Genomic DNA, 21,447 nt, shown 5'->3' on the forward strand with positions numbered 1-21,447 from the left:
GCGTGCACGATGCGTACGCCGTGACCCGGCGGTACGTGTCGGCTAAGGTTTGCGGTGCCCACGCGTGTTACGGTCCTGCGCTCGCGCCGGCCCGCCTGTCGGGCCCGCTTTCTGCTCGCCGTGTCGCCTCCTGCTGTGCGTCGCGTCATCCACAGGAGTCGTCCGCATGGTCGAACTACTGCAGCGCGCACGCGCCGTGTTCCATTTCTTTTTCCGCACGCTGGACCTGCCGCTGCTGGGCGCGTTGTGCCTGCTGATGGTCGCCGGCCTGGCCGTGCTGCACAGCGTGGACGGTCCGGTGCATGCGCAGGCGATGCGCTACGGGGCCGGGCTTGCGGCGCTGTGGGGGCTGTCGCGTCTGCCGGTGGTGGAACTGCGCGCGTGGTCGCCGTGGATCTACACGCTCTCCCTGCTGCCGCTGCTGGCGGTGTATGTGGTCGGCACCGGCAAGTACGGCCAGCGCTGGTTGAACCTGGGCGTGTTCTATCTGCAGCCTTCCGAGCTGCTCAAGCTCAGCCTGCCGATGATGATGGCCTGGTACCTGCACAAACAGCCCTTGCCGCCGCGGCCGCGCGCGGTGCTGACCGCCGCCGTGCTGATCGGCGGCCCTGCGGTGTTGATCCTGCTGCAGCCCAACCTGGGCACGGCGACGCTGGTGACCGCCAGTGGCGTGTTCGCGCTGCTGCTGGCCGGGCTGCGCTGGTGGTGGATGGCGGTGGCGCTGGGTGGCCTGTCGGTGGCGGCGCCGCTGGCGTGGTTCGGATTGCTGCGGCAGTACCAGAAGGATCGCGTGCTGACCTTCCTGTATCCGGAGAACGATCCGCTGGGCACCGGCTGGAACATCATCCAGTCCAAGATCGCGATCGGCTCGGGCGGCATGCACGGCAAAGGCTGGGGGCAGGGCACCCAGGCCACGCTGGATTTCCTGCCCGAGTACACCACCGACTTCGCCTTCTCGGTGCTGGCCGAGGAGTTCGGCTGGGTCGGGGTGGCGGTGGTGCTCAGCCTGTTCCTGTTCGTCACCGCGCGCTGCCTGTGGATCGCCAGCCAGTCGCGCTGTGGATACTCGCGCCTGCTGGTCGGCACCACCGGCCTGGTGTTCTTCGTCTACGTGCTGGTCAACGGCGGCATGATCTCCGGGCTGCTGCCGGTGGTGGGGGTGCCGATGCCGCTGATCAGTTATGGCGGCACCTCGGCGGTATCGCTACTGGCCAGCTTCGGGCTGGTGATGGCCGCGCGGCAGCATCAGCCGGTGCATGCGACATGAGGCGCGAATCCGCCACACATTGCGCATGCGCTCAGGCGGAAACGCTTCCACGTGCAGACATGGTCAAGCTGTCGCAGAAAAAGTGAGAAGTGGCGCACAGATATGAAGTGACTTGATCTCGATCAATGGACTTGTCGCAAACGGCCTGCACAATGGCGGCCCGCCAACAACGACGCGCTGAGCCAAGCATCGCGGATGGGGAGTCTGGCGGGGAGTAGTTGACCTCACAGGTAGAGAGGGCGAGGCGCGCGCTGGGGAGATGCGCGCCACGCCGCTGCCGATCAGGTCCGGTTTGGCCGGTTGCGTCTGCGGGGATGGGGACGCAGCCGGCGGACCTCTTCGCGCGTTGTTGCCGGCACATAAAGTGAGACGTGCGTCGCCGGCTGCCAGATCGCCGATTGGCTCAGGCCGACCGGCCGGACGCTCCACGCAGATTCCTGCTGCCCGCCACACAGTCGCGGGTCGGGATATGAACATGAATGGGGAAGTGACCCTGCGCCTCCTTACACGTGGCCTTAACAGCATCGCTGAAACTCGGGCAATCCGTTGAGATTCATGGTCTTAGGGGTTTTAATTCATCCATGACCTGCTAACCTGCCGCGATGATCCGACGCTCCCTGGCCTGCATGCTCACGCTCGGTTTGGTCGCTTGTGCGACCCAGCCGCAGACTCCTTCACCGTCGCCGCAGGCCTCGGGGGTTCCCGTCACTCCCGCTGCGGGGAACAAACCCGCCGCGGGGAACAAAGGGCCGGCCGAAGCCGCCCCCGAGGCAGCGGGCGCCAACGCGGCCCCGGTCGATCTGACTCCGGTCCCGTTCGAGGTGGCCCGCGCCAACTTCGTGCGCGATACCGCGGCCCGCTACGGCATTCCCGCCGCGCACATCGAGGCGACCCTGGCCCAGGCGCAGATCCGTGATCCGATCATCGCGGCGATGTCGCGCCCGGCCGAGCGGGTCAAACCGTGGAACGAATACCGGCCGATGTTCATCAGCCAGGCGCGGATCGAGGGCGGCAGGAAGTTCCTCGCCCAGCACCGCGATGAGCTGATGCGCGTGCAGCAGCGCACCGGTGTCCCGGCCGAGGTGATCGTGGCGATCATCGGCGTGGAAACCAGTTACGGCGGCAACACCGGCAGCTACCGCGTACTGGATGCGCTGTACACGCTGGCCTTCAAATACCCGCGCAGTGGCGATCCGGCCAAGCTCGAACGCGAAGTGCGCCGCGAACTGTTCTTCCGCGACGAACTGGCGCGCCTGTTCGCGCTGACCCGCGATGAGAAGCTCGACATCACCGCGATCAAGGGCAGCTACGCCGGCGCGATGGGCATGGGTCAGTTCATGCCCTCCAGCTATCTCGATTACGCGGTGGACGGCAACGGCGATGGCCGTCGCGATCTGTTCAACAGCTATGACGACGTCTTCTCCTCGATCGCCAACTACTTCGTCAAGAAGGGCGGTTGGGTCCGCGGTGGCCCGGTCGCCGTGCCGGCCACGCTGCAGGCGGGTCGCGAACCGTTCAATCCGACCGAGTGGGCGCCGACCTGGAGCCTCTCCGAGCTGGCCCAGCGCGGTTACCAGCCCAGCGTTCCGGTCGCGGCCGGCCTGACCGCCACCCCGATCACGCTGGAAGGCAGCACCGGCAAGCAGTACTGGCTGGGCTTCCAGAACTACTACGCCATTACCCGCTACAACCTCTCGAAAATGTATGCGATGGCCGTGTACCAGTTGTCCCAGGCCATCGCCGGACAGGAGTTGCCGCCGGCATGAACACGATCGCACGCTCCAGATGGCTGATCCCGGGTCTGTTGATACTGGCACTGGCCGCCTGCAGCAGTGCGCCGAAGAAACCCGGGGGCGGCACCGCTTCCGGCAGCAGCAAGCCGTCCGGCGCGGTGGTGCAGGGCAAAGGCGGGCGTCCGGCGCATTGTCCTGATGGCTCGCCGTACAAAGCCGCCTCTGAAGACCCGAGCACGCGCGGCGACTATCGCGCCGGCGGGCTGTACAAGCCGGGCGTGAATGACAGCACCCCCACCTACATCCCGAACGTGGCCTGCATCCCCGAGCCGGAGGTGGTGGATCTGCCGCGTTCGCCGGTCGGCAACAAATCGCCCTACGTGGTGCTGGGCAAGCAGTACCAGGTGATGGACAAGACCCGCGGCTATGCCGAGAAGGGCACGGCCTCGTATTACGGCGCCAAGTTCCATGGCCGGCTGACCTCCAACCGCGAGGTGTACGACATGTACGCCTTCACCGCCGCGCACAAGACGCTGCCACTGCCGAGCTTCGCCCGGGTCACCAACCTGGACAACGGCGAATCGGTGATCGTGCGGGTCAATGATCGTGGCCCGTTCCATGACGGCCGCGTGGTCGATCTCAGTTACGCGGCCGCCGTGCGCCTGGGCATCACCCAGCGCGGCACCGGCAACGTGGAAGTCCGCGCACTGGCCCCGGGCGACGACAACCTCATGGTCGACAAGCCCAGCCGCCGCGAACGCCGCGAGGTCGCCGCCGCTGCGGCTGCCGCGACGACGGCCAGCGCCACCGCGGCACGCCGCGCCAGCGACATGGATGCCCTGGTCGGCAAGCTGCCGGCCGCCACGGCCACGGCCACCGCGGCCAAACCGGCCGGCGAGCAGTACCGCTACCGCGTGGCCGACTCGGCCAAGCCGGGCAACGCCGACAACTTCGATCACTGGATGCGCGACAACGGAGTACGCGTGGCCACCGGCAAGCCGGCCACCACCCAGGCCGCCAGCGTGAACAGCGCCCCGGTGGCGGTCGCCGCACTGCCCGCCGCCGCCCCCGCCGCGCGCCCGGCACCGGCCCCCAGCGCCAGCCTGTCCCAGCAGGTGCTCGGCAGCGTGCTGCTGCAGGTCGCCAGTTTCGCCAGCCGCGACAATGCCACCCGCGCGCTCGGCCAGCTGTCCTCGGCCGGCATCGCCGGGGCCAGCATCAGCGACATCGTCAGTGGCGGGCGCACCCTGTGGCGCCTGCGCGTGCCGGCCCCCGACCATGCCAGTGCCTCGGAACTTGCCGGCCGGATTGCCGGTCTGGGCTTCGGGGCGCCGCAGATCGTGAAGGACTGAGCCTTCCACTGCCCGCGGCACGCCAGCGCGTGCCGCCGCTCCTTGGCCCTACAATGGCCGTTATCCCTCATCCCCCCCTTGGCGCCCTCCAGGAGCTTGCTGTCCGATGAAATTCCGCTTTGCCGCCGCTGCCATGGCCACGACCCTGTTCGTGGGCATGGTCTCCGCCCAGACCCCCCTGCCGACCCCGGCACCGGCGCCTGCTCCCGCCGCTCCGGCCACCGTGGCCACCCCGCCAGCACCCGCGCCCAGCATCTCCAAGGCCTGGATCCTGATGGATTTCGCCACCGGGCAGGTCCTGGCCGGTGAAAACGTGCACGAACAGCTGGCCCCGGCCAGCATCACCAAGGTGATGACCTCGTACGTCGTCGCCGCCGAGGTCAAGAACGGCAAGGTCCGTACCGACGACCAGGTGATGATGAGCGAGCGCGCCTGGCGCGAGGGCGGTGCCGGCACCGACGGCAGCTACAGCGGCTTCCCGGTCAACCAGACCGCACGCCTGGAAGACATGGAAAAGGGCATGGCGATCCAGTCCGGCAACGATGCCGCGATCGCCCTGGCCGAGCACGTCGCCGGCAGCGAAGAAGCCTTCGCCTCGCTGATGAACAGCTACGCCGCCAAGATCGGCATGAAGGACTCGCACTTCGTCAACGCGCACGGCCTCAGCGCCCCGGGCCACCACACCACCGCCTACGACCTGGCCCTGCTGGGCCGCGCGATGGTGCGTGACTACCCGGAAACCTACGCCTACAACAAGGTGAAGGAATTCACCGTCGGCAACATCACCCAGCCGAACCGCAACCTGCTGCTGTGGCGCGACCAGAGCGTGGACGGCATCAAGACCGGCCATACCTCCGAAGCCGGCTACTGCCTGATGAGCTCGGCCCAGCGCGGCGACCAGCGCCTGGTCGCGGTGATCCTCGGGGGCGGTTCGGAAAAGCAGCGCGCCGATGACAGCCTGGCCCTGCTCAACTGGGGCTTCCGCTTCTTCGAAACCCACCGCATGTACGAGCCGGGCAAGGTCGTGGCCGAGCACAAGGTGTGGAAGGGCAAGACCGCCACGCTGCAGCTCGGCGTCGCCCAGCCGATGCTGGTCAGCGTCCCGCGCGGCCGCTACAACGATCTCAAGCCGAGCATCGACGTTCCCAAGACCCTCGAAGCCCCGTTCACCGCTGGCCAGCAGGTCGGCACGCTGAAGGTGATGCTGGACAACCAGGTCGTCGCCCAGGCGCCGCTGGTCGCCGTGGCCGCCGTCGAAGAAGCCGGCTTCTTCAAGCGCCTGTGGGACAGCTTCTGGATGTGGTGGGAATCGGAGTAATCCGGCCCGACCGCAGTAGAAAAAGACCGGCGAAAGCCGGTCTTTTTTTGCGCGTCCCTTTTTGGCTGCCCGGTAGTGCCGGCCGCTGGCCGGCGTCTCGTACTGGCGGCGTTACAGCGACCGGCTGATCGTGAAGCTGCCGAACACCGGCGCCTCGCGCTGCCCATCGAACTCGCGCGTGCTGTGGTAGCGCGCCAGCGCGAACTTCCAGCGCCCGCGCATCACCGCCAGCCCGTACCCGGCCTGGCCGACCACATGGCGCTTGTCGACACTGTGGCTGGTGCGGAACGTGTTGCCATCCAGCGTGATATCGCGGATAACCCACGCCGCATCGGTCGTCGCGAACAGATGCCACGACCACCCGCTCGGCTTGCCACCGCGCGTCGGCGCTGTGTTCTCACCGGCCGGGCGCAGGGGGGTACTGCCGAAATCGTCCGGCAGCTTCCAGCCGAAGCGCACTTCGCCACCGGCATTGAGGTGCGTGGCCAGGTTGCCCACCGCGCCGCCGTAATGGCTGATCGCATCCCAGCCCCAGCCGCCCAGGTTCTCCGTGGCATCGGCCGGCCACCGGCGCATCCGCTCGTGGGTCAGCATGAACACCGGCTCGTTGTGCAGCTGGTTGTCCCAGCCCTGGAACTTCTCATCGCCCAGCAGCTCGTGCACCGCGTTCTGCACTTCTTCGCCTTGGGCCCAGGGCCCGACCACGCCCAACGCCAGCTGCGTTGTCTGCAGCCGGTCGCCGCGGCGCGCGTTGTACCCGAAGCTGCCGATCAGCACGCCCGCATACGGGCGGTCATCTTCGATCAGGTCCTTCCGGGTGAAATCGGTCGGGGTGAAAATCCCCTGGGCCAGGCTGAAGATCATGTTCTGCTGTTCGAACTCGCCCGGGTGCAGCCGCTCCAGGTGGCTGTTGACCCAGCGCGCCAGGCGCGGCAGGCACGGATCGTCGGTGTAGTCGACCAGGTTCGGCGACACGAAGGTGATCTGGGCACCGTTGGTATAGCCCTGATCCTGGTCCTTGCCGCCGAACAGATCGTTGTCGACGCGGAAGTTGACCTGCGGCGGATGCTCGCGCATCGCATCGGGCCCGCATTGGGAGGCGGCCTGGGCGGCAGGCGCCGCCAGGGCGAGGACACCGGCAAGTGCGGCCGGCAGCGCGAAGGGCTTCAAGGACATGGGATACCAGACAGGGATTTATTCTTTCTTAAGCTGGTACAGCGTAGTCAGAGCGTGATCCTGTGAACAGCACTGCGCACGCACTGCTGCGTATCAGTGGCGATACAGGCGTTTTCACGTGCCGTTCGGTACCGCTGTGCGCACGATCAAGCAATGCTTGGGTTCGGGCGCGGGCATCCCCATAATCCCGGACATGGAGATCAAGTCTGACAACCCCGACCACGGCTTCCAGTTCCCCGGCCAGTTCGAACTCAGCGCCATGGGCGCGGCCGGCAACGACCTGGAACGCGAACTGCCGCGCCTGCTCGAGCTCGCCGGCCTGGAAGTACTGACCGAACGGGTCAGCTGGAAACACTCGTCCAACGGCAAGTACGTGTCCGTGCGACTGGTGTTCAAGGCCGACAACCGCGAACAGTACGATGCCGCCCACAACGCGCTGCGCGACCACCCGGAAGTGAAGTGGACGCTGTAGCCAGCTGCGCCACCGCCGCGGCCCCGGGCGACCGGGCGCCGCAGCCGGCCCTGGTGCGTGACCTCGGCCGCCAGCCCTATGCCCCGGTCTGGCACGCCATGCAGCGTTTCACCGATGCCCGCACCGATGCCACCCGCGACGAGCTGTGGGTGGTCGAGCACGACCCGGTGTTCACCCTGGGCCAGGCCGGCAAGGACGAGCACGTGCTCGCCCCCGGCGATATTCCCGTTCTGCATGTCGACCGTGGCGGCCAGGTGACCTACCACGGCCCCGGCCAGCTGGTGATCTACCCGCTGCTGCAGCTGCGGCGACTGGGGATCGGGGTGCGCGACTACGTCTGCCGGATCGAGCAGGCCATCATCGACACCCTGGACGAATGGAACATCGGCGCCGAGCGCCTCGAGGGCGCCCCCGGCGTCTACGTGGGCGGGGCCAAGGTCGCCGCCCTCGGCATCCGCGTGCGCCGCGGCTGCACCTTCCACGGCCTGGCCTTCAATGTGTCCATGGACCTGGAACCGTTCCGCCGGATCAACCCCTGTGGCTATCAAGGGCTGCAGGTGACCTCGGTGGTAGACTTGGGGGGACCGTCCGGCATGGCGGCCGTCACGCCGGTGCTGCTGGGCCATCTGGCCCGCCAGTTCGGCCTGGCCCTCGAGCCGGCCGCTGAATTACCCGATTTGACTGACGCGGCGTGAACGCCGCCGACCAAGGCCATGACTGAAACCACCGCTCGCCTCATTCCCCTGCAGGTTGTGCAGGGCGACACGCCGTCCGCCGCCCCGTTGCAGACGGGCGTCAAACAGATCGGCGGTGACAAGATCGGCCGCTCGCCGGTGCAGTTCGCCGACGCGCCGGTGCTGCGCAAGCCGTCGTGGATCCGCGTGCGGATTCCGTCGGGCAACGCCGTGCAGAACCTCAAGGCCAAGCTGCGCGAGAACCGCCTGGTCACGGTCTGCGAGGAAGCCAGCTGCCCCAACATCCACGAGTGCTTCAGCCACGGCACCGCGACCTTCATGATCCTCGGCGAGGTCTGCACCCGCCGCTGCTCGTTCTGCGACGTCGCCCACGGCCGGCCCAAGCCGCCGGACGCCAATGAACCCGCCAGCCTGTCCCAGACCGTGGCCGACATGGGCCTGAAGTACGTCGTGGTGACCAGCGTGGACCGCGACGACCTGCGCGACGGCGGTGCCCAGCACTTCGCCGACTGCATCGGCGCCATCCGTGCCAAGTCGCCCAACACCAAGATCGAAGTGCTGACCCCGGACTTCCGTGGCAAGGGCCGCATGGAGCGCGCGCTGGAGATCCTGGCGACCAATCCGCCGGATGTGTTCAACCACAACATCGAGACCGTGCCGGATCTGTACCGCAACGTGCGCCCGGGCGCGGATTACCAGTGGTCGCTGACCCTGCTCAAGAAGTTCAAGGCCCAGCACCCGGAGATCGCCACCAAGTCCGGCATCATGCTCGGCCTGGGCGAGACCCTGGAGCAGGTCCAGGCCACGCTGCGCGACCTGCGCGAGCACGACGTGGACATGATCACGATCGGCCAGTACCTGCAGCCGACCGCCCATCACCACCCGGTGCTGCGTTACTGGACGCCCGAGGAATACAAGGCGCTGGAGGAGTACGGCAACGCGCTGGGCTTCAGCCACGTCGCCTCCGGTCCGATGGTGCGCTCGTCCTACCACGCCGATCGCCAGGCGGCCGACGCCGGCGTCGCCGGTTGATCCAACGGGCCCTTCGGGGCCCGTTCTGTCATTCCCCCTGTCTTCCCCCGGCCGCGGCCCTGAACCGCGGATGGCCGCAGGCCTGTGCCTGCCTGCCGATCCCGCCGGTATTCACAAATTTCTCCAACGGCCTCGGTAGGCTGAAGGCCCCGGTGACAAACGCGGCAACTTTCGGCACTGTCGTGGTGTCTGTACTGCACGCAGTCTCTCCCTTGGCAAGGTGCCACGAGCTAGTCCATGAAATTCAAAGCCCCCGCATTCCTGATGGCCCTGGCGCTCACCGCGCCGATGGCACTGGCCGCCTACGCCGATTCGCCCGCGCTGCCCTCGGCCGCCACGGCCGACCAGGTGACCACCTCCAAGCTGGTCTACGGACTGCTCTCGGACAGCCGATACGCCTACCGGCCGCGCGCACTCGATGCGGCGACCTCCAAGGATGTCTTCAAGCGCTACCTGGAGTCGCTCGACAGCAGCAAGCAGTTCTTCACCCAGGCCGACATCACCCGCTTCGCGCCGTTCGAGGCCAACATCGCCACCGCCATCCGTGGGGGTGAGCTGGAGCCGGCGTTCCAGGTGTTCGCGGTCTACAAGCAGCGCGTGGGCGAGCGCGTCGGCTATGCGCGCAAGCTGCTCAAGCAGGACTTCGATTTCAGCACCGACGAAAAGTTCGAGTACGACCGCAAGGACGTGCCGTGGGCCGCGAGCAGCGCCGAACTGGACGATCTGTGGCGCAAGTCGGTCAAGAACGATTGGCTGCGCCTGAAGCTGGCCGGCAAGCAGCCGGCCGAGATCCGCAAGACGCTGGACAAGCGTTACGCGACGCTGGAAAAGTCGGTCAATGAGCTCAAGGGCGAGGACGTGTTCCAGTTCTTCCTCAACGCCTACACCAGCGCCGTCGACCCGCATACCGATTACTTCACCCCGCGCACCGCTGAGAACTTCAACCAGGCGATGTCGCTGTCGCTGGAAGGCATCGGCGCGCAGCTGCAGCGCCAGGACGACATGGTGGTGATCCGCGAGGTCATCGCCGGCGGCCCGGCCGCGGTCAATGGCACGCTCAAGCCGGGCGACCGTATCGTCGGCGTGGGCCAGGGCAAGTCCGGCCCGCTCGAGGACGTGATCGGCTGGCGCATCGATGACGTGGTGGCCAAGATCCGCGGCAAGAGCGATACCCAGGTCCGCCTGGAGTTCATTCCGGCCGAGGAAGGCGTCGACGGCAAGCACCACACCCTGGTGCTGACCCGCCAGAAGGTGCGCCTGGCCGAACAGGCCGCCAAGGGCGAAACCCTGACCATCCCGGCCAAGGAGGGGGAGCCGGCGCGCAAGGTCGGCGTGATCAAGCTGCCGACGTTCTACCAGGACTTCGAAGGCCGCCGCCGCAATGCCGCGGACTACGCGTCGGCGACGCGCGACGTGGCCAAGCTGCTGGCCGGCTTCAAGGCCGACAAGCTCGACGGCGTGGTGCTGGACCTGCGCAACAACGGCGGTGGTTCGCTGGATGAAGCGATCGAACTGACCGGTCTGTTCATCGAACAGGGCCCGGTGGTCCAGGTGCGCGAGTCCGGTGGCCGCGTCACCGTCAACAGCGACCGCAGTGAAGTGGTGGCGTGGGACGGTCCGCTGGCCGTGCTGATCAACCGCGGCTCGGCCTCGGCGTCGGAAATCTTCGCCGGCGCCATCCAGGATTACGGCCGTGGCCTGGTGATCGGTGAGACCACCTTCGGCAAGGGGACCGTGCAGAACATCGTCGACCTCGACCGTTGGCCGAGTGGCGAGACCCAGCGCTTCGGCCAGGTCAAGCTGACCATCGCCCAGTTCTTCCGCGTCAGCGGCAGCAGCACCCAGCACAAGGGCGTGGTGCCCGATCTGGCCTTCCCGGCCAGCGTGGACGCCAGCGAGTACGGCGAAAGCACCTACGACAACGCCCTGCCGTGGACCCGCATCGCCGCCGTGCCGCACACCCAGTACGGCAATTTCGGTCCGCTGCTGCCCAAGCTGGAAAGTCGCCACGACACGCGCATCGCCGCCGACAAGGAGTTCCAGTGGTGGAACGAGGATGTCGAGCAGTTCCGCGCCGAGAAGGCCAAGAAGTACATCTCGCTCAACGAGGCCGAGCGCCGCGCCGAGCGTGAGAAGCAGGACAAGCAGCGCACCGATCGCCAGGCCATCCGCAAGCAGCTGGGCTTGGACCTGGATCCGCTGGCCGATGACAGCAATGACGACGGCCTGACCGGCAACGAGCGCGACATCGTCAAGGATGCCGCCCGCGAGAAGGCTGCCGAGAAGCGCCCGGATCCGCTGCTGCGCGAGTCGGCCGCGATCCTCGCCGATGCGGTGAACCTGCTGGAGGCCGACCGTCCGCTGTCGGCGCAGGTCCTGCCGCAGTCGACCGCCGTCGGCCGTTGGGCGGACTGACCGCTTCGGCGGCCGCCAGCTGAACAGGTGACAACTCCACAGGCCGCCCTCCGGGGCGGCCTGTGCGTATCCACCTCCTGCCAACGCGCACAGGTCTATCCTTGGAGGCTGGATTTCCGCAGGAGCGGCCATGCGCTTTCGTCGTGTACGTTCGATCCCGCTGCTGGCGGTGTTCGCCGCGTTGACCGCCTGTGGCGGCCGCGCCGCCGACAGTACCCTGATCCGGGAGTCCTTCGACTCCGGCGATACCTATTCGCGTACCGTCCCCGGCCCGCCGGCCCAGGCCTGCGAAGCCGCCCGACGCACCCTGCTCAGCCAGGGCTATGCGATCGCCCGCGCCGGCGATGACGCGGTGGAGGGCAACAAGAACTTCCAGCCCAAGGATGAGGAGCACGAGCAACTGGTGCTGCGGATTTCCTGTGCGCCGCGCGGCGACCAGGCGCTGGTCTTCGTCAGCGCCGTGCAGGACCGCTACGCATTGAAGAAGAGCCCGACCTCGGCCAGCGTCGGCGTGGGTGCCTTCGGCTCGGTCTCGCTGCCGTTCGGCAGCAACGACGACTCGCTGGTGAAAGTGGCCAGCAGCACCGTGCAGGACGCCACCTTCTACCGCCGCTTCTTCGAGCGTCTGCAGCAGTACCTGCCGGCCGCCGCCGTGCCCGAGCCGACGCCGGCCGCCGCCCCGCCCGCGGCGCCCGCTGCAGCGGTGGAGACGCCGCCCACCACGGTGGTGAGCGATACGCCGGCATCGCTGCGCTGAGCGGGCGGGGGTGCGGCAGGCCATGGCAGCAGGATCGCGGCGCTGGCACCGCTGCGTGCTCGGCGCGCTGCTGGGACTGATCCCCGCGGCCAGCGCGTGGAGTGCGGCGTCCTGCGCGCAGCGCGTGCTGGAGGAGCTGGGCTGGCGGATCAGCGCCGCTGATATCGAGGCACCGATGGTGCAGGGCGGACCGGTCTGCGAGCGCGCCGACCTGCGCCAGGCGCAGGCGGCCGGCGACCTGCGCGTGCAGCTGCCGCGTCAATGGTCGGAGGCCCAGCGGCAGGCCTGGCTGCCCACCTTGTTCGATGATCCGGCCACGGTCTGCGCCTACGCGTTCAAGCTCGGCGCCGCCACCCGCCGTGCCACCGCCGCGCTGCAGGACAACGAGGGGTTCCGCTTCTCGGCGCTGCAGCTGGGCTGGATCGGCTTCGGTGCCGGTGGCGCCCAGGCCAAGGGCTGGGAGCGCTTCCGCAGCTTCGGCCGCGGCTATCAGCCGGCCGAGGCCAACAGCGCGGCACTGCAGACCTTCTACGACGGCCGCGTGCGCGCGGAGTGCGGGGTCGGCCGCCAGGTCGCGCAGCTGGCGACCCAGCGCGAGCTGTACGGCGATGCCGCGTTCGATCGCGCGTTCTCGGCTGAAGAGCTGTCCATCGGCACCTTCCTGACCCTGCACGAGACCGACAGCATCCTGCTCGGCCGACATGCCGGTGCGTTCCTCGCCGATGGGAAGGCAGCGAAGACCGCCCAACGCGGGCGGCAGGCGTTCGTGGGGACGCCCGGCTTCATCGAGCACGTGTTCGACCGCGCTTACCTGGACGACATCAACAACCAGGCCGAGAACTTCGTGGTGGTCGATGTCAGTGATGCGGCGGCGCACGCGCTGCGCGAGCACGACGGCTTCGCGTACTACGACCGGATCAACCGGCGCATCTGGTCATTGGCCCAGCGCATGCCGGGCCCGGGCCCGCGCCGTTTCGAGCGCCTGCTGATCGAGCGTGATCCGATCTGGCGGCGTGAAGTGCCGGCCGCGCAGCAGCCGCTGCTGAAGGAACTGGACGCGTTGCTGGACGATCCGTTCTACCAGGGGTTCCTGATTTACGTGCATCCACGCGGTATACGTCCTATCGGATATCACATCGCGCGCCTGCTCGACCGCAATCCGCGGACGCCGTTCGCGATCGAGCTGGGGCTGCACAATCTGCACACCACGTTGTACCGGCGCTGGATCGACGCACAGCTGCAGCAGTGCGCGGCCGCGCCGGTCTCTCCCGTTACACAACCGTATTCGCAAGCTGAGCAAAGGTGAGTCATGGATATTGCAATGATTGGACTGGGCCGCATGGGCGCCAACATGGCCGAGCGCCTGCACCGCGGCGGTCATCGCGTGATCGGGGTCGATCCCGGTGAGGCCGCACGCACCGCGGCGGCCGCGCGTGGTTTCGAGGTCAGCGCCTCGATCGCCGATACGCTTGCCGCGCTGCCGGTGCCGCGCGTGGTGTGGTTGATGGTGCCGGCCGGCGTCGTCGACCAGACGCTGGCCTCGCTCTCGCCGCACCTGTCCGAAGGCGACGTGGTGATCGACGGCGGCAACTCGTACTACAAGGATTCCATGCGCCGCAGCGAACAGCTGCAGGGCGAAGACGTGACCTATATCGACTGCGGCACCAGCGGCGGCGTGTGGGGCCTGCAGGAGGGCTACAGCCTGATGATCGGCGGTGACAAGGCCGCGGTCGAACGGATCGGCGCGATCTTCCGCACGCTGGCACCGGGTGAAGACCGCGGCTGGGCGCATGTCGGCCCGAGCGGGGCAGGGCACTTCTGCAAGATGGTCCACAACGGCATCGAGTACGGGATGATGCAGGCCTACGCGGAAGGCTTCGCGCTGATGCAGCACAAGACCGAGTTCAACCTCGATCTGGCGCAGGTGGCCAAGGCCTGGCAGCACGGCAGCGTGGTGCGTTCGTGGCTGCTCGATCTCAGCGCCGATGCGCTGGGCCGCAACCCGCAGCTGGACGGTATCGCGCCGCATGTCGATGACTCCGGCGAAGGCCGCTGGACCGTCGCTGAAGCGATCGACCTTGATGTGTCGGCTCCGGTGATCACCCTGTCCCTGCTTGAGCGGCTGCGCTCGCGCGAGAAGAACTCCTTCAGCGATCGCCTGCTGGCGGCGATGCGCAACGAGTTCGGCGGCCACGCGATCAAGTCGACCTGAGGCCGACGGATGCGGGCCGACGGGACGTGATCGTCCGGCCCGCATCCACGCAGGGCGTGGATCTATATGGCGTGGCGTGACCGACTCACAGAGTTACCCGCCGCCCGCTGCGTGCGCTCTCTGTGCCCGCTTCCAGCAGGCGCATCAGCTGCAGTGCCTGCGCGGTGCTGACCGGCGCTTCGCCCGTACCCAGCATCGCATCGCGGAAGGCCGCGTAGAACGCGCGGTAATCGCCGGGCACGTTGTCCACGGTGCTGCGCTGGGTGTGTCCGTCCGCATCGACCCGCACCAGGTGGCCATGCTGCGGGTCCAGCCCCCAGCCCGGCGCACCCGGCGCGACACCGCGGCGCAGTTGATCTTCCTGCACGTCCAGCCCCTCCTTGAGGTAGCTGCCGGCATCGCCATGCACGATGAAGCGAGGGCTGGAGGCGGCGACCAGCGAACCGGCATGCAGGATCGCCCGGTGGCGCGGGTAGTGCAGCACCGCGTGGAAGTAGTCGTTGCCGAGCGCGTGCTCGCGCTGCGCCATCAGGTCGGCGCTGATCGCGTCGGGCCAGCCGAACAGCTGCAGCATCTGGTCGAGCAGATGGGGACCGAGATCCATCCACAGGCCGCTGCCGGGGGCATCGCTCTCGCGCCAGCGGTCACGCACCTGCGGGCGGAACCGGTCGAAGTGGGAATGGCATTCGGCGACGCGGCCGACGCGGCCTTCGGCGAGCACCTGCTTCAGGGTGAGGAAGTCGGCGTCGTGGCGACGGTTCTGGAAGACGGTGACGACACGGTCGGCCTCCCGTGCGGCCTGCACCACCGCCTCGGCTTCGGCCACCGAGAGGGCGAACGGCTTGTCCACCAGCACGTGTTTGCCCGCGGCCAGCGCGGCGCGCGCCAGCGGTGCGTGCGCATCGTTGGGTGTGGCGATGACGACGGCGTCGACCGCAGGATCATCGAACAGCTGCTGCGGATCGTCGCAGAGGCGCACATCGGTGAAGCTGCGTAGCAGCCGATCGCGCTGCGAACTGACGATGCTGTGCAGGGCAAGCCCGGGCGTGTGCAGGATCAATGGCGCATGGAACATGCTCCCCGCCAGGCCGTAGCCGATCAGTCCCACCTGAAGTACGGCGGCCATGGTGCACTCCAACATAACGGGGCAGGACAGCGTAACGGCTGCACGCGTGGGGCGGAAATCTGAACGGTTCGGCAGCAAGCTGAGTGGTTCACGGCGACGTTATGTGGTGCGCACGTCCCGTCCACGGCCCTGCACGGACACTGGTCCCACATCCGCAAAGGAATTCGAACATGACCAACACGACCCGTAATCTGCTTGCTGCTTCGCTGGCCCTGGGCATGGTGCTGGGCACCTCGTCCGCGATGGCCAAGGATCCGCCGAAGAGCACCGATCATGCCGCGATGACCCATGCCGATACGCACGATTCGGCCGAGCCGGTCACCGACAGCTGGATCACCACCAAGGTCAAGACCGACCTGCTGACCAGCAAGAACGTGCCGGGTACCGAAGTGAAGGTGGAGACCGTCAATGGCGTGGTCACCCTCACCGGCACCGTGGCCAGCCAGGCCGAGCATGACAAGGCCGTCCGCGTGACCCAGCAGATCAAGGGCGTCAAGCGCGTCGACGCCGCTGGCCTGAAGGTTGCCGCAGCCGCTGCCAAGCGCTGAGTCCGGCCGTAATGTTGAACAGGGCGCGCCTTCGGGCGCGCTTTTTTTTGGGCGCTTTCCCTCTCCGCCTGGCAGGCGTCGCGCGCCCTCCGAGCCTCCCCGGGGTGCGTTCAGACAGGTGATTGCCTGCGTATTCACAAAGGGGTGGAGTATATTCAGCGCTTCGCCATCGTCGGCGCGGTGCACGGCCCGGACCTCCCGGTGCCTGGGCACGGCCGGTCTTGGCATCGAGCTGAAGAGGGACTATGGCGCTGGTGTTCAGTGATCAAATCTGGGACCGCTGGCGTCTGCCGGCCCTGGCCCTGGCGGCGGTAGCCATCATCGTGGTGCCGTGGCTCACCCTGCGCAAACTGGCCAACGACAACATCGATGCGATGAACTGGGTCACCCACACCCAGGATGTCGGCGTGGCCGTCTATCAGCTTCAGGCCGACGTACGCGATGTTGAGTCCGCTGCGTTGACGATGTCCAAGGGCATCGACGCGCCGGGCCTGCGCGAGCGGTTGGCGCAGGCCGATGATATTCCCGGGCGGTTGGCCCGGCTGGCCGAACTGACCCGCGACAATCCCGATCAGCTGATCCGGATCGGTCGCATCCAGTCGATGCTTGAACGCCGCATGGAACTGGCCAAGCAGCTGGCCCGTTCCGCGCCCGACGCCGATCAGCGGCAGCTGGTGGCCGACCTGACCACCCGCTATCCGATCCGCCGCCTGGTCGAGGAACTGCAGGCTACCGAAGAACAACTGCTCGCCAAGCGCTCGGAGCTGTTCGCCGCGCAGCAGCGCCAGGGCGAGCTCGTCTCCTGGTCGGCACTGATCGTGCAGCTGCTGCTGCTTGGCCTGGTGCTGTGGCTGCTGCAGCGGCAGATCCGCCACCGCCTCAGCGCGGAACGTGCCTCGCTGCGTGCGGCCGAGCGTGCGGCCTCGGTGCTGCACACGGTGCGGGAGCCGATCGTGCTGCTCGACCGCGCGTTGCGCGTGCAGATGCACAACCCGGCCTTCGGCGAGCTGTACGGCCTGGACGAAGAGGCCCCGGCCGAAGGGCTGCCGCTGGACAGCATCGGCGACGGTGCCTGGGCCGATGCGGTGGTCCGCCAGCGCCTGACCGACGTGCTGCTGCGCGGCCGCGAGCTGTGGGACTACGAGCACGAGCAGCGCACCGCCGATGACGTGGTGCGGATCATGCTGATCAACGCGCGGCGCATGCCGCTACCGGACAAGGATGACGAAGTGGTGCTGATGACCGTCAGCGATGTCACCGTCCAGCGCGCCGTGCAGCTGCGCGTGGAAGAACTGAACCGGCAGCTGGAAGGCAAGGTCGAGCAGGTCTCCGAGGTCAACCGCGAGCTGGAAGCGTTCAGTTATTCGGTGTCGCATGATCTGCGCGCGCCGCTGCGCCACGTGGCCGGTTTCTCGGACAAGCTGACCCGCCACCTGGGCGAGGGCGCGGATGAAAAATCGCTGCACTACCTGGGTGTGATCTCCAATTCGGCCAAGCGCATGGCCGCCCTGATCGACGATCTGCTGGTCTATTCGCGCCTGGGCCGGGCGGCGATGCGCCTGCAGGCCGTGGACATGCAGTCGCTGGTCGCCGACACCCGCGCGATGCTCGATGCCAACCAGCAGAGCGAGTCCGAAAGTACCGGCGTACCGCACCATGTCGACTGGAAGATCGCGCCGCTGCCGATCATTGTTTCCGATGAAAACATGATGCGGCAGGTCTGGCTGAATCTGCTCGGCAATGCGATCAAGTATTCTTCCAACCGCGAGCCGGCCCGGATCGAGGTCGACTACAAACTCCAGCCTGACGGCAGCCATCTGTTCACCGTGCGCGACAACGGCGCCGGGTTCGACATGGCCTACGCCGGCAAGCTGTTCGGGGTGTTCCAACGCCTGCACAAGGCCAGCGACTACCCGGGTACGGGCATCGGCCTGGCCAGCGTCCGCCGGGTGTTGACCCGCCACGGCGGCCGCATCTGGGCCGAGTCGGCGGTCGATCAGGGCGCCACGTTCCACTTCGTTCTTCCACCCGCGCTCGACGCAATCAACAAGGGCTCCGCCGCATGACCGCTCTCCGCACCATCCTCCTCGCCGAGGACAGCCCCGCCGATGCCGAGATGGCCATCGACGCCCTGAAGGAGGCCCGCCTGGCCAATCCGATCGTGCACGTCGAAGACGGCGTGGAAACGATGGACTACCTGCTGCGCCGTGGCGCCTTCGCCAACCGCGAGGAAGGCCTGCCGGCGGTGCTGCTGCTGGACATCAAGATGCCGCGCATGGATGGCCTGGAAGTGCTCAAGGAAATCCGCAACACCGAAGAGCTCAAGCGGCTGCCGGTGGTGATCCTGTCTTCCTCGCGCGAAGAAAGCGACCTGGCGCGCAGCTGGGATATGGGCGTGAACGCCTACGTGGTCAAGCCGGTGGATGTCGACCAGTTCTTTGGTGCGGTGCAGACCCTGGGCAAGTTCTGGGGTCTGATCAACCAGGCACCGGAGGTCGAGTAAGCCCATGCCGCTCACCGGCCCTGCGTTGGGTGCCCTGCGGATCCTGCTGATCGAGGATTCGCCGGAAGACGCCGAACTGATGTGCGAGCAGATGCTCGACGCTGGCCTGGAGGCCAGTTTCGAGCGGGTCGAGAGCGCGCAGGAACTGCGCGACGCGCTGGAGCGCGCCGCGCCGGACATCGTGCTGTCGGACCTGAGCATGCCCGGCTTTTCCGGCAATGAAGCGCTGCAGATCGTGCGCGCCGCGTTGCCGGACGTGCCCTTCATCTTCGTGTCCGGCACGATGGGTGAGGAAAACGCCGTGGCCGCCCTGCACCAGGGTGCCAACGACTACATCATCAAGCACCAGCCGGCGCGCCTGCCCTCGGCGGTGGCGCGCGCGGTACGCGAAGCGCGCAGCGCGATCGACCGCCAGCGGGTGGAAGCCGAGCTGATGCGCGCCCAGCGGCTGGAAAGCCTGTCGCTGCTGGCGGCCGGGCTGAGCCATGACCTGCGCAACATCCTGCAGCCGCTGCTGATCATGCCGGACCTGCTCAAGGCGCGCACCGACGACCCGCAGCTGCACCATCTGGCCGACATCATCGCCGAGTGCGGCCGCCGCGGCCACGAGATGGCCGAGTCGATGCTGTCCTTCGTGCGCGGTTCGCGCAAGCCAAGCGAGCACATCTGCCTGGCCCACCTGTTCGAAGGCGTGGAGCTGCTCCTGCGCAGCAACCTGCCGGCCAAGGTCACCCTGCACCTGGAGGTGGCCGACGGGCTGGCGGTGGATGCCAATTACACCGAGCTGCAGCAGGTGCTGCTCAATCTGTCCCTGAATGCCATCCAGGCGATGCCCGACGGTGGCCGGCTGACCCTGCGCGCTGCGGCGGCCGCCGATACCCATGGCGATGACTGGCTGCGCATCACGGTGTCCGACGAAGGCATCGGCATGGACGCGCAGACGCTGTCGAACCTGTTCAATCCGTTCTTCACCACCAAGGCGACCGGCACCGGGCTCGGCCTGATTTCCTGCAAGCGCATCATCGAAGGCGCGCACGGGACCATCCAGGTCGACAGCAGCCCGGGCGTCGGGACGCGCTTCGATGTCCTGCTGCCGATGCAGGTGATCGTCGATGCGGCCGAGGCGGTCGATGGGCCGATCACCGCCGGTACGGGGCAGTCGATCCTGGTGGTCGATGGCGAGGCCACGCGGCTGTCGTTGCTGGGCAATGCGCTTTCCAGCCAGGGCTATCACCTGCAGCTGGCCTCCGATGGCGCTGCCGCGCTGCGCTGGATGCAGCAGGAGAGCATGCCCGCGCTGGTGATCGCCGATGCGGGCTCCAAGCTGCTCTCGGCCAGCCATCTGCTCGGCGAAATGGCCTCGCTGGGCTATCACGGCCCGGCGCTGGTGCTGGAAGAAGCCGACGTCACGGTACCGCTGGCGGTGTTCCCGCCGGGCATCAACGTGCACGTGCTGCGCAAACCACTGGAAATGCAGCAGGTGTTCCGTTCGGTCGCCGAGGCGCTGGAAACCGCCTGATCAGGTCTCCCACGGAAACCGTGGGAGGCTGGCCACGGCCTGTTCGAGCTTGAAAGACCAATTGCCGTGGATTTCCGCGTACAGCGGGCTGTCGCCGGCCAGGCGCATGCGCTGGGTGATGCGCAGGTCATCCTTGCGGATCAGGACCAGGTCGACCGGCAGCCCGACCGACAGATTGGAGCGGATGGTCGAGTCCAGCGACACGATCGCCGTGCGCGCAGCGTCTTCCAGCCGGGTCTGCGGGCGCAGGATCCGGTCCAGGATGGGCTTGCCGTACTTGGATTCGCCGATTTGCAGGAACGGGGTCTCCGGCGACGCCGCGATGGCATTGCCGAGCGGGTAGATCATGTACAGGCCGGGGTGCTCGCCGCCGATCTGGCCGCCCAGGATCAGCGTGGCCTGGGTCACGATGCCATCCTGCCCGGACTCATGCGTGCTGGATTTGACCTGGCTGTCGAGCAGCACGCGGCCCACGTACTCGGCCACTTCGAACAGATGGCGGTAGGCGCGCAGGTTCTCGGGCCGCTGCTCCTCCACGTCGCGGCGCAGCCGCGAGATCAGCAGCTGGGTCGTCGCCAGGTTGCCGGCGGCCATGATGACGAAGGCCGCTTCACCGGGAAACTCGAACTCGTGCAGCTTGCGGTGCACGCGTACGTCGTCCAGCGACGCGTTGGTACGGGTGTCGGCGGCGAAGACCAGGCCTTCGTCCACCTCGATGCCGACGCAATAGGTCATGTCGGTGTCCTATGATGTGCACCCCGATTCTATGCGCTGGCCCCGTTGCCCCCGTGTGGAGTCGCCCCACGTACGCTGAATACCATGATCACTGCGCTCCTGAGCCTGGGCAGCAACCTGCAGCCGCAACAGCATCTTCACGCCGCGGTGGAGGCCCTGCGCGCGCGCTTCGGCGCGATCGCGGTCTCGCCGGCCTACCGCACCGCCGCGGTGGGCTTTGATGGCCCGGATTTCCTCAACAACGCGGTGGCGATCCAGACCGATCTGCCGCTGCAGACGCTGGATGACTGGCTGCATGCGCTGGAGGATGCCCACGGCCGCGACCGCAGCGGCCCGCGCTTCAGCGACCGCACCCTGGACATCGACGTGGTGTTCTACGGCGATCTGATCGTGGAAGGCCCCGGCCACCTGCGCATCCCGCGCCCGGAGCTGAAGCACGCCTTCGTGCTCAAGCCGCTGGCCGACATCGCCCCGGACTTCCGCGATCCGGTCAGCGGGCTGACCCTGGATGCGCTGTGGCGCGCGCATCGGCAGTTCGGCGAGCCGTTCGACACGATGGACCTGCTGCCCGGCTGATCGATGCACGG

19 protein-coding genes are annotated in these 21,447 nt (G+C 67.5%); 16 read left to right on the forward strand and 3 right to left on the reverse strand.

All coding sequences use genetic code 11. The features are described from left to right. Positions 1-166 precede the first annotated feature (166 nt). The 4 genes from rodA (at position 167) to ABE473_RS09925 (ending at position 5,670) form a co-directional block, all read left to right on the forward strand. Positions 167-1,267 carry a rod shape-determining protein RodA gene (rodA, locus tag ABE473_RS09910; RefSeq protein ID WP_070425955.1) on the forward strand — a complete coding sequence of 367 codons (1,101 nt, stop codon included), beginning with the start codon at positions 167-169 and terminating at the stop codon, positions 1,265-1,267. Between the two features lie 602 nt (positions 1,268-1,869). Continuing rightward, positions 1,870-3,033, forward strand: a complete 1,164-nt coding sequence (gene mltB / locus ABE473_RS09915; protein ID WP_346489350.1) for a lytic murein transglycosylase B — start codon at positions 1,870-1,872, stop codon at positions 3,031-3,033. Next, positions 3,030-4,352 (forward strand): septal ring lytic transglycosylase RlpA family protein, encoded by a 1,323-nt coding sequence (locus ABE473_RS09920; protein ID WP_179460037.1) that lies wholly within the window; start codon positions 3,030-3,032, stop codon positions 4,350-4,352. Before mltB ends, ABE473_RS09920 begins: the two co-directional genes overlap by 4 nt. 106 nt (positions 4,353-4,458) lie before the next feature. Further along, a complete protein-coding gene (locus ABE473_RS09925; RefSeq protein WP_346489351.1) occupies positions 4,459-5,670 on the forward strand; it encodes a D-alanyl-D-alanine carboxypeptidase family protein in 1,212 nt (403 codons plus the stop codon). Between the two features lie 111 nt (positions 5,671-5,781). On the opposite strand, the gene ABE473_RS09930 is transcribed toward ABE473_RS09925, so the two are convergent. Then, positions 5,782-6,846 (reverse strand): lipid A deacylase LpxR family protein, encoded by a 1,065-nt coding sequence (locus tag ABE473_RS09930; RefSeq protein ID WP_179460039.1) that lies wholly within the window; start codon positions 6,844-6,846, stop codon positions 5,782-5,784. Positions 6,847-7,039: 193 nt separating this feature from the next. Between ABE473_RS09930 and ABE473_RS09935 the strand changes: the two genes are divergently transcribed. From ABE473_RS09935 to gnd, 7 genes are all read left to right on the forward strand, one after another. After that, entirely contained in the window at positions 7,040-7,318 is a 279-nt protein-coding gene (locus ABE473_RS09935; protein WP_121041243.1) for a DUF493 family protein, read from the forward strand. Then, complete coding sequence (lipB, locus tag ABE473_RS09940) at positions 7,306-8,013, forward strand: lipoyl(octanoyl) transferase LipB (RefSeq protein WP_346489352.1); 708 nt, start codon at positions 7,306-7,308, stop codon at positions 8,011-8,013. Before ABE473_RS09935 ends, lipB begins: the two co-directional genes overlap by 13 nt. A gap of 18 nt (positions 8,014-8,031) precedes the next feature. Then, positions 8,032-9,045 carry a lipoyl synthase gene (gene lipA, locus ABE473_RS09945; protein ID WP_176988175.1) on the forward strand — a complete coding sequence of 338 codons (1,014 nt, stop codon included), beginning with the start codon at positions 8,032-8,034 and terminating at the stop codon, positions 9,043-9,045. 237 nt (positions 9,046-9,282) lie between these two features. Beyond that, complete coding sequence (locus ABE473_RS09950; RefSeq protein ID WP_346489353.1) at positions 9,283-11,460, forward strand: carboxy terminal-processing peptidase; 2,178 nt, start codon at positions 9,283-9,285, stop codon at positions 11,458-11,460. Positions 11,461-11,590: 130 nt separating this feature from the next. Continuing rightward, positions 11,591-12,217, forward strand: coding sequence for a DUF2242 domain-containing protein (locus tag ABE473_RS09955; RefSeq protein WP_346489354.1), 627 nt, complete (start codon positions 11,591-11,593; stop codon positions 12,215-12,217). 22 nt (positions 12,218-12,239) lie between these two features. After that, a complete protein-coding gene (locus ABE473_RS09960) occupies positions 12,240-13,523 on the forward strand; it encodes a hypothetical protein (RefSeq protein WP_346489355.1) in 1,284 nt (427 codons plus the stop codon). A gap of 3 nt (positions 13,524-13,526) precedes the next feature. Beyond that, a complete protein-coding gene (gnd, locus tag ABE473_RS09965) occupies positions 13,527-14,429 on the forward strand; it encodes a phosphogluconate dehydrogenase (NAD(+)-dependent, decarboxylating) (RefSeq protein WP_346477706.1) in 903 nt (300 codons plus the stop codon). 85 nt (positions 14,430-14,514) lie between these two features. Here the strand turns inward: gnd and ABE473_RS09970 are convergent, their stop codons facing one another. Further along, the gene (locus tag ABE473_RS09970; RefSeq protein WP_346489356.1) at positions 14,515-15,555 is read right to left on the reverse strand and encodes an oxidoreductase; all 1,041 of its coding nucleotides are present in this window, start codon (positions 15,553-15,555) and stop codon (positions 14,515-14,517) included. A gap of 170 nt (positions 15,556-15,725) precedes the next feature. On the opposite strand from ABE473_RS09970, the gene ABE473_RS09975 reads away from it, so the two are divergent. The 4 genes from ABE473_RS09975 to ABE473_RS09990 all read left to right on the forward strand — a co-directional run bounded on the left by ABE473_RS09975 (position 15,726) and on the right by ABE473_RS09990 (position 20,125). Beyond that, a complete protein-coding gene (locus ABE473_RS09975) occupies positions 15,726-16,103 on the forward strand; it encodes a BON domain-containing protein (RefSeq protein ID WP_179460045.1) in 378 nt (125 codons plus the stop codon). A 245-nt stretch (positions 16,104-16,348) separates the two neighbouring features. After that, a complete protein-coding gene (locus ABE473_RS09980) occupies positions 16,349-18,169 on the forward strand; it encodes an ATP-binding protein (RefSeq protein WP_346477704.1) in 1,821 nt (606 codons plus the stop codon). Next, complete coding sequence (locus ABE473_RS09985; protein WP_346477703.1) at positions 18,166-18,606, forward strand: response regulator; 441 nt, start codon at positions 18,166-18,168, stop codon at positions 18,604-18,606. The genes ABE473_RS09980 and ABE473_RS09985 overlap by 4 nt, the downstream gene beginning before the upstream one ends. A 4-nt stretch (positions 18,607-18,610) precedes the next feature. Further along, positions 18,611-20,125 carry an ATP-binding protein gene (locus ABE473_RS09990; protein ID WP_346489357.1) on the forward strand — a complete coding sequence of 505 codons (1,515 nt, stop codon included), beginning with the start codon at positions 18,611-18,613 and terminating at the stop codon, positions 20,123-20,125. Here ABE473_RS09990 and ABE473_RS09995 read toward each other — a convergent pair whose 3' ends face one another. Continuing rightward, positions 20,126-20,860: a 20S proteasome subunit A/B gene (locus ABE473_RS09995; protein ID WP_346489358.1), complete on the reverse strand. Its 735-nt coding sequence runs from the start codon at positions 20,858-20,860 to the stop codon at positions 20,126-20,128. It abuts the gene before it with no gap. Positions 20,861-20,944: 84 nt separating this feature from the next. Here ABE473_RS09995 and folK point away from each other — a divergent pair, with 84 nt between their 5' ends. Next, complete coding sequence (gene folK / locus ABE473_RS10000) at positions 20,945-21,436, forward strand: 2-amino-4-hydroxy-6-hydroxymethyldihydropteridine diphosphokinase (protein WP_176988185.1); 492 nt, start codon at positions 20,945-20,947, stop codon at positions 21,434-21,436. Positions 21,437-21,447 lie beyond the last annotated feature (11 nt).

Origin of the sequence: Stenotrophomonas sp. TWI700, from assembly GCF_039673645.1 — a bacterium.
GTDB classification, from domain to species: domain Bacteria; phylum Pseudomonadota; class Gammaproteobacteria; order Xanthomonadales; family Xanthomonadaceae; genus Stenotrophomonas; species Stenotrophomonas maltophilia_AA.

Bases quoted from the DNA above. Each gene is read 5' to 3' on its own strand.
- rodA (WP_070425955.1), top strand. From the start codon at position 167: ATGGTCGAACTACTGCAGCGCGCACGCGCCGTGTTCCATTTCTTTTTC.
- mltB (WP_346489350.1), top strand. From the start codon at position 1,870: ATGATCCGACGCTCCCTGGCCTGCATGCTCACGCTCGGTTTGGTCGCT.
- ABE473_RS09920 (WP_179460037.1), top strand. From the start codon at position 3,030: ATGAACACGATCGCACGCTCCAGATGGCTGATCCCGGGTCTGTTGATA.
- ABE473_RS09925 (WP_346489351.1), top strand. From the start codon at position 4,459: ATGAAATTCCGCTTTGCCGCCGCTGCCATGGCCACGACCCTGTTCGTG.
- ABE473_RS09930 (WP_179460039.1), bottom strand. From the start codon at position 6,846: ATGTCCTTGAAGCCCTTCGCGCTGCCGGCCGCACTTGCCGGTGTCCTC.
- ABE473_RS09935 (WP_121041243.1), top strand. From the start codon at position 7,040: ATGGAGATCAAGTCTGACAACCCCGACCACGGCTTCCAGTTCCCCGGC.
- lipA (WP_176988175.1), top strand. From the start codon at position 8,032: ATGACTGAAACCACCGCTCGCCTCATTCCCCTGCAGGTTGTGCAGGGC.
- ABE473_RS09950 (WP_346489353.1), top strand. From the start codon at position 9,283: ATGAAATTCAAAGCCCCCGCATTCCTGATGGCCCTGGCGCTCACCGCG.
- ABE473_RS09955 (WP_346489354.1), top strand. From the start codon at position 11,591: ATGCGCTTTCGTCGTGTACGTTCGATCCCGCTGCTGGCGGTGTTCGCC.
- ABE473_RS09960 (WP_346489355.1), top strand. From the start codon at position 12,240: ATGGCAGCAGGATCGCGGCGCTGGCACCGCTGCGTGCTCGGCGCGCTG.
- gnd (WP_346477706.1), top strand. From the start codon at position 13,527: ATGGATATTGCAATGATTGGACTGGGCCGCATGGGCGCCAACATGGCC.
- ABE473_RS09970 (WP_346489356.1), bottom strand. From the start codon at position 15,555: ATGGCCGCCGTACTTCAGGTGGGACTGATCGGCTACGGCCTGGCGGGG.
- ABE473_RS09975 (WP_179460045.1), top strand. From the start codon at position 15,726: ATGACCAACACGACCCGTAATCTGCTTGCTGCTTCGCTGGCCCTGGGC.
- ABE473_RS09980 (WP_346477704.1), top strand. From the start codon at position 16,349: ATGGCGCTGGTGTTCAGTGATCAAATCTGGGACCGCTGGCGTCTGCCG.
- ABE473_RS09985 (WP_346477703.1), top strand. From the start codon at position 18,166: ATGACCGCTCTCCGCACCATCCTCCTCGCCGAGGACAGCCCCGCCGAT.
- ABE473_RS09990 (WP_346489357.1), top strand. From the start codon at position 18,611: ATGCCGCTCACCGGCCCTGCGTTGGGTGCCCTGCGGATCCTGCTGATC.
- ABE473_RS09995 (WP_346489358.1), bottom strand. From the start codon at position 20,860: ATGACCTATTGCGTCGGCATCGAGGTGGACGAAGGCCTGGTCTTCGCC.
- folK (WP_176988185.1), top strand. From the start codon at position 20,945: ATGATCACTGCGCTCCTGAGCCTGGGCAGCAACCTGCAGCCGCAACAG.